Annotated in this window: 9 protein-coding genes; 4 read left to right on the top strand and 5 right to left on the bottom strand. The window is 71.2% G+C overall.

The genetic code is table 11. From position 1 onward, the window contains the following. Both HG542_RS21910 and HG542_RS21915 read left to right on the top strand, forming a co-directional pair. Positions 1-5,322, top strand: a 5,322-nt coding sequence (locus HG542_RS21910; protein WP_171084059.1) for a beta-ketoacyl synthase N-terminal-like domain-containing protein, incomplete at its 5' end; no start/stop codon positions are given. Positions 5,323-5,481: 159 nt separating this feature from the next. Continuing rightward, complete coding sequence (locus HG542_RS21915) at positions 5,482-5,670, top strand: hypothetical protein (protein WP_171084061.1); 189 nt, start codon at positions 5,482-5,484, stop codon at positions 5,668-5,670. Positions 5,671-6,004: 334 nt separating this feature from the next. Here the strand turns inward: HG542_RS21915 and HG542_RS21920 are convergent, their stop codons facing one another. From HG542_RS21920 to HG542_RS21935, 4 genes are all read right to left on the bottom strand, one after another. Then, positions 6,005-6,457, bottom strand: a complete 453-nt coding sequence (locus HG542_RS21920; RefSeq protein ID WP_171084063.1) for a hypothetical protein — start codon at positions 6,455-6,457, stop codon at positions 6,005-6,007. Positions 6,458-6,741: 284 nt separating this feature from the next. Continuing rightward, positions 6,742-7,770: a hypothetical protein gene (locus tag HG542_RS21925; protein ID WP_229922782.1), complete on the bottom strand. Its 1,029-nt coding sequence runs from the start codon at positions 7,768-7,770 to the stop codon at positions 6,742-6,744. A gap of 253 nt (positions 7,771-8,023) precedes the next feature. Continuing rightward, positions 8,024-8,308 (bottom strand): hypothetical protein, encoded by a 285-nt coding sequence (locus tag HG542_RS21930; RefSeq protein ID WP_171084066.1) that lies wholly within the window; start codon positions 8,306-8,308, stop codon positions 8,024-8,026. 114 nt (positions 8,309-8,422) lie between these two features. Then, the gene (locus HG542_RS21935; RefSeq protein ID WP_171084067.1) at positions 8,423-8,773 is read right to left on the bottom strand and encodes a winged helix-turn-helix transcriptional regulator; all 351 of its coding nucleotides are present in this window, start codon (positions 8,771-8,773) and stop codon (positions 8,423-8,425) included. A 75-nt stretch (positions 8,774-8,848) separates the two neighbouring features. Here HG542_RS21935 and HG542_RS21940 point away from each other — a divergent pair, with 75 nt between their 5' ends. Then, entirely contained in the window at positions 8,849-9,508 is a 660-nt protein-coding gene (locus HG542_RS21940; protein WP_171084069.1) for an NADPH-dependent F420 reductase, read from the top strand. Positions 9,509-9,760: 252 nt separating this feature from the next. Here HG542_RS21940 and HG542_RS21945 read toward each other — a convergent pair whose 3' ends face one another. Beyond that, entirely contained in the window at positions 9,761-10,606 is an 846-nt protein-coding gene (locus tag HG542_RS21945; protein WP_171084071.1) for an SDR family NAD(P)-dependent oxidoreductase, read from the bottom strand. Between the two features lie 129 nt (positions 10,607-10,735). Here HG542_RS21945 and HG542_RS21950 point away from each other — a divergent pair, with 129 nt between their 5' ends. Next, complete coding sequence (locus HG542_RS21950) at positions 10,736-11,311, top strand: TetR/AcrR family transcriptional regulator (RefSeq protein WP_171084073.1); 576 nt, start codon at positions 10,736-10,738, stop codon at positions 11,309-11,311. Positions 11,312-11,857: the final 546 nt, after the last annotated feature.

Genomic DNA, 11,857 nt, shown 5'->3' on the forward strand with positions numbered 1-11,857 from the left:
GCCGGCGGACTCGTCGCCCCCGACACGGCGGGCCAGGAACGTGCCATGCGCGCCGCCTACGCCTCGGCGGGCGTGGCACCGGAGTCCGTGGGGCTGCTGGAGTGCCACGCCACGGGGACGACCGTCGGCGACGCCGTCGAGGCCCGCGCGACAGGCCGGGTCTTCGCCGCCCACCACGGCCTGCCGGTCGGGGCGGTGAAGGCGAACGTCGGTCACCTGCTGACCGTGGCGGGCGCCGCCGCGCTGCTCAAAGCGGTGGGCGCGCTGACCGAGGGCGTCCGGCCCGCGACCCCGCACGACGGTACGCCCACGACCCTGGAGGAAGGGTCCCTGCGGCTCGTCACGGAACACGAGGACTGGACCGGACCGCGCCGGGCGGCGATCAGCGCGTTCGGCTTCGGAGGCGCCAACGCCCACCTCGTCCTCGACGCCTGGGACCCGCACGCCGCACCACCCCCGCCGCCTCCCACCGCGGCCCACCCGCACCGACGTGCAGCCATCGCCATGACCGGGCTCGCCGTGCGCACCGGACGGGACGGCGACACAGACGACTTCACCCTGGCGCTGGGCCTCGGGCGACCCGGCAGGGAACCGCGCGACAGCGTCGCCCTCACGCTGGAGGGCCTGCGCTTCCCGCCACGGGATCTGCAAGAGAGCCTGCCGCAGCAACTGCTGGCCCTCGACGCCGCGCGGGAAGCAGCCCGCGACGTGGCCCTGCCGCCCCGCACGGCCGTCATCGCCGGGGCCGGCGTCGACCCCCAGGTGGGCCGGCACGTCGCGCGCCGGCGCGTCGACGACCTCTGGCAACGGGCCGGGCTTCCCCCGCCGCCCGGCCCGCCGGGCGCGCTCCAGGACGCCATCACCCCCGCCGGCACCGCCGCGTGCGTGACAGGGGCCATGATGAACATCGTCGCGAACCGCATCAACAGCCAACTCGACCTGACCGGACCGGGGTTCACCGTCTCGGCCGAGGAGGGTTCCGGTACCGTCGCCCTCGCCCTGGCCGCCCGGGCCCTGCGCGCCGGCGAGGCGGACGCGGTGCTCGTCGCAGCAGCCGACCTTGCACACGACCCCGTGCACCGGGCGGCCCTGCGGGACCTCGGCGTGGACCGGGAGCCGGGGGACGCAGCCGTCGCCCTCGTCCTCAAACGCCTGCCGGACGCGGAGCGGGCCGGGGAGACGATCCTGGCCGTGCTGCACGACGAGCCGGGCGACGGCCCGCCGGACCTGCGCGTCAGCACCGTTCCCCCGGGCGACCCGGCCGACCACCCCGCGGACGACACAGCCGGCCGGTGCGACAACTCGGCCCTCTTCGGCACCCCGCACGCCGCCGCGGGCCTGCTCGCCGTCGCCACCGCCGTCATCGCCCTGCACCACGGCATCCGGCCCCGGCCGGGCCTGCTCGCCGATCGCGGAGCGCCGCCGCGCACGGCGGAGGTCGTCGCCCCGGTCATGGAGGGCCCCGAACACCGCGTACGTCTCCGGGCCGCCCCCGCGACCGCCGGACCCACCCGGAACGAGGGCCGCGTCGCCTTCGTCTACACCAACGGCTCCGCCGCCTACCCACACATGGGCCGGGAGCTGACCCTCGCCCTGCCGGACCTCGCCGAGGCCGTCGGGCGCCGCTGCGGCATCGGGAAAGGCTCCGTGCTGCCGGAGGACTTCGCCGACACGGGCGTACTCGGCCGGATCTGGGCCGCCACGAGCCTCGCCGCCCTGCACACGCTCATCACCCGGTACGTGCTCGCCCTGCGGCCTGCCGCGGCCATCGGTTACTCCTCGGGCGAGACCTCCGCACTGATCGCCCTGGAAGCCTGGCCCGACGCCGCCGCCCTGGCCGAGGACGCCCGGCGTGGCGACCTGTTCACCCGCGACGTGACGGGCGAGTACCGGGCGATCCGCCGCGCCTGGCGAGCCCGCGGCATCACGGGGAGCCGCTGGCGCAACTACCTGCTCACCGCACCGCTGGAGCAGGTCCGGGAGGCCGTCGCCACGCAGCCGGCCGTGCACGTGATGGCGGTCAACGCCCCCGGCGTCTGCGTCGTCGGCGGAGAGGAGAGCGCCTGCGCCGCCCTCGTGCGCGAGCGCTTCCCCCACCAGGCGGTCCGGCTCGACTACGACATCGCCGCCCACGCCCCCGAGCTGGAGACGGTCCGGGAGGCATGGCACCGGCTGCACCGCCGCCCCACCGTGGCCGTCCCGGGCGTCCGCTTCTACCGGGGCGACAACGCCGAGCCCTATCTGCCGACCGAGGAGAGCGCCGCCGACGCCCTCACGGCACAGGCCACCAGGACCGTGGACTTCCCGGCGGTCATCGAGCGCGCCTATGCCGACGGCATCCGGGTCTTCGTCGAGCACGGGCCTCTCTCCCTGTGCACCGACTGGATCGGCCGCATCCTCGAGGGGCGGGAGCACCTGGCCGTGGCACTCGACGAGCCCGGCGGCAGGGCCCTGCACCGGCTGCGCCGGTCGGCGGAACGCCTGGCGGCGGCCGGGCTGTGCGACCCGGCACCCCTGCTGCGCCTGCTCGGGAGGGGTGACGCGGACGGCACCGGGCCGGTGGGGCAGCATGTCCTGTGCCTGCCGGCCCATCCTCCCGCCGTGCGACTGCCCGCACCGGACGGGCTCGCGACCGTGATGCGCCCCGCCCCCGACCTGCCCCCGCCGCTCCGCGGGGCGCCCACGAACGGCCGCCGGACCGCCGGGCCACCACCTCCCGTGCCGTCCGGCGACCCACCCACGCAGTCCGGTACCGCGTCCCTGGCGCTTCACCACGCCCGCGTCACCGACCTGCACCGGCAGTACCTGACGGGGCTGACCACTCTGCACCAGCGGTTCCTGAGGGGGCAGCGACCGATCCACGGCACCCCGCCCCGCGCGACGGACGGACTCCCACCAGGTCAACCCGTGCTGCCCGGCCCCAAGTTCGACCGTGCGCAGCTGGAACGGCTGGCCGAGGGCCCGGTCTCCGAACTGCTCGGTCCGCTGTTCGCCGCCCAGGACGGCTACCGGCGCCAGACCCGGCTCCCCGGGCCACCCCTGCTGCTGGTGGACCGCGTCACCGGAATCGACGCGGAACCGGCCTCCATGGGCACGGGCACCATCTGGACAGAGACCGACCTGCAGCCCGACTCCTGGTTCCTCGACCACACCGGACGGGTCCCCGGCGCCCTCCTGATCGAGGCCGGCCAGGCCGACCTGCTGCTCATCGGCTGGCTCGGCGTCGACCTCCTCAACCGCGGCGAACGCGTCTACCGGCTCCTGGGCTGCGAGGCCGTCTACCACGGCTCCGCGCCCGGCGTGGGACGGACCCTGCGCTACGAGATCCATGTCGACGGCCATGCCGAGCACCGGGGAACGCGGCTCTTCTTCTTCCACTCCGACTGCTACGCAGGCGACGAGCACATCGTCAGCGTCCGCAACGGTCAGGCGGGATTCTTCACCGACGCCGAACTCGCCGCGGCCGAGGGCATCCAATGGACCCCCGGCGCGGCCCTGTCCCCGGACCTGCCCTTCGAACCGGTCGCACCACCGGCCACCGCCCGCGCCTTCGACACCGCCGCCGTACGGGCCTTCGCCGACGGCAGGCCGTACGACTGTTTCGGGCCCGGATGGGACCTCACCCGTGCCCACCTCCGCACGCCCCGCATCGACGGCGGGCGCCTGCTGCTGATCGACGAGGTCACCGCCTTCGAACCGGCCGGTGGCCCGCTCGGCCGCGGCTATCTGCGTGCCGAGTTCCGGCTGAGCCCCGACGGCTGGTACTTCGAGGGCCACTTCAAGAACGACCCGGTCCTGCCGGGTACGTTGATGAGCCACGGCGCCCAGCAGGCGATGGCCTTCCACCTGGCCGCGCTCGGGCTGACCATCGACCGCGACGGCGCCCGCTTCGAGCCCGTACCCGGCCTCACCGGCCGGTTCCGCTGCCGCAGCCAGGCGACCCCGGCCTGCCGGCGTGTGGTCTACGAGATCGTCGTCGGCGGCCTGACCACCGGTCCGGAGCCCGTGCTGCACGCGGAGGTCATGGTGAGCGTGGACGGCGTCCACGCCTTCCACGGCACGAACCTCGCGATGCGGCTGGCGCGGGACGCCCCGCTGGACCACTGGCGGACTCTGGGCCCGCACCGGGACCAGACGACCGGAACCCGTGTCGAACCCCGCGCCCTGGGCGGCCTGGTGGGTCACCGCGAGCCGCGGCCGGCAGCCACCGAGAACGGCTTCGTCCTCGGCTACCCCTCGCTGCTCGCCTGCGCCTGGGGGCGCCCCAGCCAGGCCTTCGGGCCGTGGGCCGCCGCCATGGACCGGGCGGCCACCGTGATCCGGCTGCCCGGCCCGCCCTACCACTTCATGAGCCGGATCACGTCCCTCGACGCGGCCCCCGGCGACCCGCGGCCCGGCGGCGCGATCGTCGCCGAGTACGACGTGCCGCCGGAGGTCTGGTACTTCGAGCAGAACGGCACCGCCGTCATGCCCTGGGCAGTGCTGATGGAAGTCGCGCTCCAGCCGTGCGGCTGGCTCGCCGTCCGTACCGCCGACCCCGCCATCGTCACCGGCCCCCGGCTCGTCTTCCGCAACCTCGACGGCACCGCCCGGCTGCACGATCAGGTGCGGCCGGGGACGAGGACCGTGCGCACCCGGGCAGAGCTGTCCGGCGTCGTCCGGCACGGGGACGCTTCGATCGTCTCCTTCGACATCGAGTGCACAGCCGACGGACGGCCTCTGCTGTCCGCGACCTCGTCGTTCGGGTTCTTCCCGCAGACCGCGCTCGACCGGCAGGCCGGCATTCCCGCCGACGCGGACGAGCACGCGCGGTGGACCGGGCTCTGTGACACGGTCGCCGACCTCACTGCCCAACGTCCTCAGAGCGGCGCGCGGTTGCCCGGGCCCATGCTGCGGATGCTGGACCGCGTCACGGGGTACTGGCCGGACGGAGGCCCGGCGGGCCGGGCCCGGCTGCGGGCCGAGAAACGGGTCGATCCCAACGCCTGGTTCTTCACGGCGCACTTCTTCATGGACCCGGTCCAGCCCGGTTCGCTGGGTGTGGAGGCCATGGCCCAACTGCTCCAGTTCCACCTGCTGCAGTCCGCTCCCACATCCGCTGTCGCCCACGGCGCCCTGGAACCCCTGACGGGCCGGGAGTTCACCTGGCGGTACCGGGGCCAGGTCGTGCCCACCGACGAAATGATCACCGTCGGCATCGACGTCGTCGAGGCACACGAGGACGAGCAAGGACGACACGCCCTGGCCGACGGCTGGCTCTGGGTGGACGACCGCCGCATCTACCGGGTGCGGGGCCTGGGCATGCGGCTGAGCCACACGTGAAGGGCCCCTGCCCGAGGCGGACATGGCCACACCATCAGAGCGCGCAGGCAGCCCCGTGCGCCCTCGCGTCCCTCGCTGCGCCTTGCTCCCGCGAGCAACCTTGAGCCGCGAGCGGGAAGGCTTGCTGCAACCTCACCGCATCGAATCGGAGGAGTCTCCATGAGTCGCGCTCGCCGAACCGTCCTCGCGCTGGCAGCGGGTACCGTCCTCACCGTACTGGCAGTGGTCGTCCCCGCTGCATCCGCCCAGGCGGCCCCCGCCGGCTCGATCGGCGGCTTCGTCTGCGGGGCTGGTCAGGGCACCCTCGATTTCGTGGGCCTCCACCCCGGCGGAACGTGCCCTCAGTAAGGACCGTCCGAGTACCGCTGCACCAGCGGACATGACCGGCCGACCGCGTGGCCGCCCCGTCGGGGGCACGTTCGGCGAGCATGCGCCAGTATTCTCGCTTGCGGTGCCAGTGGACGCGGTCGGCTCCGGACAGGACGAAGATGACCCGAGGCCGGCGACCCGGACGGCGTTCAGCGCGTCCTGCCGCACACGGCGCCGATGTGCCGGTGGGGTCGGCATGGAGCGCGGTGCCGGGTTCCTCCCGGCCCGTTTCTCCATGCCGCCCTCCCGAAACCGGCCTGCCCGTTGGCCGAGCACCGGGCTCTCCACAAGTCCCGTCGGACTGTTGCTCTCCTCAGCTTGTTGCGTCGGGCCAGGGCGACGGGATGGCCGTCCCGCGAGGGCGATAGCGCGTGGTGACTACCGACCCGGGATCGAGCAGAACGACGTCTCCGTCATGCGGCCCTGCTCGCGCGGCGGATCGCCTGTGAGGAAGAACAGCGCCGCGCCCTGGCCGACTTCCTGAACGGTTGGGGAGCGGCGGGCGGGACATGGATCCCCGCTGTACCGGGGCCTGGGCGGTTTGGGCGACGTGCAGCACGACGGCCTTGGTCCCGGCGGCGACTTCGTCGGCCAGGGCGTCGCTGCGGGGGTCGGCCGGGTGGGTCTTGGTCCAGATCACGGACAGCTTGATGATCTGGTCGACGTCGTTGAACCCGGGGTGCCGGTCGCTGTGAGGGTTGGTCAGATGGGTGGTGAAGGGCAGATCGTCCGGGCCCGGTTGCCAGGGCTGCTCCGGCTGGCTCAACGAGCCCTCTGACACGGCGTACTGACCGAACAGCGGTGTGCCATAAGCCCTGTTGTGTACGGCATGGCTCCCGCCTGCCGGAACCTTGGGTGCCGGCCCGTTCCGCAGCGGGCCCCGGCCGCGCTCCACGAAGGAGGGCGGCCGGGGCTGTTTCGAGTCCGGGAGCGACTCTGCTGCACAACTCCCGCTGACCATGGGGTGATCACATCGTGAGTCTGTGTGCCACCCCGGGAGCGCTCGCTCACTCACTCACACGGGTTCGAGGAGCCGCACTCGTGCACGTGTCATGTCGCGGGCTTCTGCAGCCAGTCTGCTTCGGTGGTCCAGAACATCTGGCGCGCACCGAGGTAGTCGTGGGCGAAGTCCGTGAACCGGTCGCGGGTGAAGGGCTTGCCGGTCTTGGGATCCTTGGCGTTGATGTCGGGTTCCTGGACGGCCATGGCGACGAGGGGAAGGGCGTTCTTGTATTCGTGGAGGAACTTGTAGGAGTTCTCCATCTGGTACTTCCGGTCCGGCAGGGTGTCCGGTCCGCCGATGCCGATCTTCTTGGCCCTGGCGAGGTCGAACATCTCCTTCATGCGCTTGTGGTCGTCGTCATCCGGCAGGAAGTTGATGTACTGGATGAACTGGGTCTTGGTGAAGACCTTCTTGCCGTATCGCATGTTGTCGATCTCGGCATCGATGTAGGACTTCGAGGTGTACTTGGTCCGATCCGTCTTGGTGTCCACCTCGACCGCGGTCTCCGGAAGGTTCACCCCGGCGAGCTTTCCGTCGAACTTCCGCGCCATCGCCTTCAGCATGGCCTGGAAGTCCGCCCGCACATCCTTGTTCCACTGGGCGGCCATGGCCCCGTGGGTGGTGGGGTTGTCAGGGTTCTCATCGATCGTCGGCGCGACCCCGCCCTCGTCCTTCACATACTGGGGGATGTTGGCGTCCTTCATGGCGACGTCGAAGAACCGGTCCTGGACCTGGACGAACAGATTCTTGTGACGTTCCTGGAGATACTTCAGGGCATTGTCCAGCCGCGACCACTTGTACTCCCCCTTCTTCCCCTCGAGGGCCTTCCACGGCACCACCACCTGCACGCCGCCGATGTCCGAACGGTCGATCATGGCCTTGATCTTCGGGTTCTCGCCGGACACGGCATCCTCGAAATCGCCGAGCGACATGTACAGATTGTCCGTCACCTTGCCGTGGGACACGGAGGCGGCGGCCTTGGCGGGGGCGGGAGCCGCGGCGACGACCCCGGCCCCGGCCGTCAGGGCGACAGCCGTGAGGACAACAGATCCGACTGCACCACGTTGCGTCATCATGAACGAGACGTTAGGCGAAGGTTCTTAGCGAAAAATAAGAGCGACCATCAATGGCTGTGGGCGCCTTCCGCTTCAGGCTGGGCAGGTCGAGGAGCGGCAACGTCGGCTTCGCCGCTCAGAGGCCGGCCTCAGCGCTGGAGAGGGCCCGCATCCAGACGGATCCGGGCCCTCTCCAGCGGCGCACGCGGTGCGATGGGGTATCCCTGTACGGCTCCGGTCGGGAGCGGGGATGGATGACGTGGCGCACGCTGGGTCAGTACAGCGGGCAGCCCTTGGGCATCTTGCCGAAGTCGAGGAATGCGTACCCGGTGGGGCCGCCCTGTGTCTTCGACTTCAGTTGCGGGGCCCAGCTGTTCGGCTCCACGATTTCCTCGTAGATGCCGGCGGAGTCGGGGAGCTTGGGACGGGCGCGGTCGAGAGTGCCCAGGCGTGTGATCCGGCTGCCGTCGACCCAGTCGTAGAAGTCCACCGACGGGCCCTGGGGACTCATCGTCATCCGGACGCCGGTGCCTGCGCCGATGCTGCTGTTCTTGACCACCGTGCACTGATCGGCCGAGGGTATGGCCGGTGACGCGGCGCGGGCATCGGGGCAAACGCGGCCGGCCCGGGCGCCGCATGAAGAGGTGTGGGAGCGCGGGTCGCGGTCTGAAACTCACCTGCTGTTTCGGTCCTGGGCAGCCATGACCTCATCACCGTGCTCGAAGGCCCAGGCGCCGAAGGCGTCGATCGGGCCGAGCAGGGTCCTTCCCAGTGCGGTGAGTTCGTACTCGACGCGGGGCGGAGCCTCGGCAAAGGCGTGCCGTTCCACCAGACCGTTGAACTCCAGCCGCCGCAGCGTCTCGGTCAGGACCTTGGGGCTGATGCCGCCGATGCGCTCGCGGAGTTCGCCGGGCCGCGCGGGACCGTCCCGCAGGACCCAGAGCAGCACGGCGTTCCAGGTGTTGGAGAGAAGGTCGAAGGCGAGGCGGGCTCGGCAGTCGGCGAGGTAGGCGTCGGTCGTCACGTACCAAATGGTGCCTGACGGGTTTCCTACTGTCGTCCCGGAAGCTGTTGAAGCAAGCGCGGAGAGGGTGGATCGATGAAGATCGGTGTGCTGGGGACGGGGAACATGGCGGATGCGCTGGCCACGCACTGGGTGCGGGCCGGGCATGAGGTGTTCGTCGGAGGCCGGGACGAGCGGAAGGCCCAACGGCTTGCGACACACATCCGGGGCGGTACGGGCCACGGGAGTCTGCACGCGGCGGCGCGCTTCGGCGAGGTGGTGCTGGCCGCGCTGCCGTACGGCGCGGGGGCGGACGTCGTCAAGGAGCTCCACGCGGCGCTGAGCGGGAAAGTCCTGCTCGACTGTGCCAACCCGGTCGGGCCCGGCTTCCGGCTGCTGACGGAAGGCGGCCCCTCGTCGGCGGCCCGACTTGCCGCGGCGGCACCGGGTGCGCAGGTCGTCAAGGCGTTCAACCTCTGTCACGAGGACGTGTGGCGGATGACCCCGCCGGTCTTCGACGGCCGGCCCCTCGCAGTTCCGGTCTGCGGGGACGACGAGGCGGCGCTCACCAGGGTGCACGAGCTGGTGCGGGATGTGGGCTGCGAGCCGGTGGCCGCAGGCGGGCTGGAACGCGCCGGACTGCTGGAGGCGACCGCCGCGCTGTTCATCGGACTGTGGGTGGCGGAACAGGCGGACGTACGGGCGATCGCGCCGCCGTTGGCATACGCGACGGGCCCAAGTGCTGAGAGCGTGTGAGACGTATCGGGCATGGCGTGAGGAGTTCTGGGCCCCGGCGCAGGCATCCTGCCGTATGCCTCCGGCTGCCCGCCTCTGTCCTCCAGCCATCCGGGCGTGGGCATCGCGACGCGGACCTGGACCCCGCTCACCATGGTCGGGCGCGTTCCCGTACGCGTGTGCAAGGCAATCACTGGACAGGAGGCCCTGCTGCCATGCGCCGGTTGCCTGACGATCACCTGACCGGGTCTCTGTTCGGTCCTGCGGAGTTGTTCAGCGGACCCAGGCTCGGGTGAGGTCCTGGACGGCGGAGCCGTCGAGGTCGGCGAGCTTGGTTGCGCTGAATTCCCGGGCCCACGGCGAGGTCTGGATCCGGAAGGGCGGCCGCTCGTCGGTCAGGGCTGCGATGATCGGGGCGGCGGCCTCGGCCGGGGACTGGGCGTTGGCGAACGAGTCCTGGGTGCGGGAGAGGTAAGCCTGGAGGGCCGGGGCGTAGGGCCCGGCCTCGGCGAGCAGGGCGGGGATGTCCAGGCCGAGGTTGGCGACGAACTCGCTCGCCACCGCGCCCGGCTCGACCACGGTGACGCCGACGCCCACGGTGGCGGCGACGGGGGCGAGGGATTCCATGAAGCCTTCGACGGCGAACTTGGCTGCGCAGTATGCCTCGTTGAAGGGCTGGCCGACGACACCGCCGACGCTGCTGACGGTGATGATTCTGCCTCCGGAGGCCCGCAGGTGGGGGAGGGCGGCCCGGGTGGTGGTCACCACGCCGAAGAAGTTGACCTCCATGGTGGCGCGGACGTCGTCGAGGCTGCTCTGCTCGATGGTTCCCACCCCGGCGGCGCCGGCGTTGTTGACCAGCGCGTCGAGGCGGCCGTGCTCGGCGATCACCTCTTGCAGGCAGGCGGTCACGCTCTCGGGGTCGACCACGTCCAGTCGCTTGACCTGGACGCGGTCGGCGACGCCGTTCTCGTCGGCGGCCCTGAGCAGGACCCCGGCCTTGCCGGTGTCCCGCATGGTGGCGATGACGGTCCAGCCGGCGCGGGCGGCACCGAGGGCGGCAGCCAGGCCGATACCGGAGGACGTGCCGGTGATCAGGACGGTCTTTTCGCTGGTCATCAAGGGTTCTCTCCATCAGGGCGTAGTCGGCGACAGCTAACCGGGGAACTCCCCGGTTGACGCTCGACGATAACCGGGGGACTCCCCGGTTGTCCAGGTAGACTGATGACCTGACGAAAGGAGCAGCTTGTGACGAGCAGCCCGGGTCCGCTGCGGGCCGACGCCCGCCGCAATCGGGAGCGCATCCTCGAAACGGCCGTCCGTGCCTTCGCCGAGCAGGGACCGGACGTTGCGTTCGACGCGATCGCCAAGGCTGCGGGGGTGGGTTCGGCTACCCTCTACCGCCACTTCCCTACGCGTGAGGCGTTGGTCGAGGCGGCCTACCGCAATGAGCTGGCCCGCGTTTGCGACAGTGCTGCGGAACTGCTGGGCGAGTTCCCGCCGGATCGGGCGATGCGGCTGTGGATGGACAGGTTCATCGACTATCTGGCTGCCAAGCAGGGCATGGCGGATGCCTTGCGTGCCGCGGTCGCGTCCGGCGCGGACCCTTTCGCGGAGACCCTGGAGAAGCTGGGTACCGCGATCGATTCCCTGCTGCATGCCGGGGCCGAAGCCGGCCTTCTGCGGTCGGGCATCGACCCTCTCGATGTCGGTCTCAGTCTCACCGGTGTCGCCCAGGTCACCGGCACCCCCGCCCAGCGCGACCGGGCCGGCCGGCTCCTCGATCTCATTCTCGACGGACTCCGCTATGGGACGGGCCGGTAGTCTCCGGCGCACGGGGCAACCGTAGGGGAGTCTCCCGGTCGGTATCCCTGACACCGGTCGGCGCATCACCACGTGGCTTGTGCGTGTTTGCGGCGGTGGTGGCGTGCCTCGGTCCTCGCCCGCGCCGTGGCTTGCTGTTCCGGCAGTCCGGCTTCGGGTGTCCGGCATCCGGGGGCCTGGCATTGTGTGATTGCATCACTGCAGGCTCAGCCAGTGTGTGGGGATGGCATTGTTCAGGACGCCTTGATGCGGCTCTCCTGCCCGGCAGCCAGGCCGTGCCCTTCCGGTAGTGGAGGAAGCGGCCGGCCTGGGTGTCCAGGGCCCGCTCGGACGGCCTTCGTGTTCTGCCGGGCAACCCGGATGCGTCGGGGGGATGGGCGTGTGACAGCGCGTGCTGTCTCCAGAGGCCCGTCTGTGTGTTGTGTGTCGGGTCCTGGGCCGGCACAGGCTGTTTTGAAGGTTTCGCTGCGGGCTGGCGTCTTCGTTTCCAAGGCATTTTCATGATCTTGCTTTTGTTTTGTTGGGCGCGGCAGTGGCAGCGGGGTT

The sequence above is a fragment of the Streptomyces morookaense genome (assembly GCF_013030945.1).
In the GTDB taxonomy this organism is placed as follows: Bacteria; Actinomycetota; Actinomycetes; order Streptomycetales; family Streptomycetaceae; genus Streptomyces; species Streptomyces morookaensis.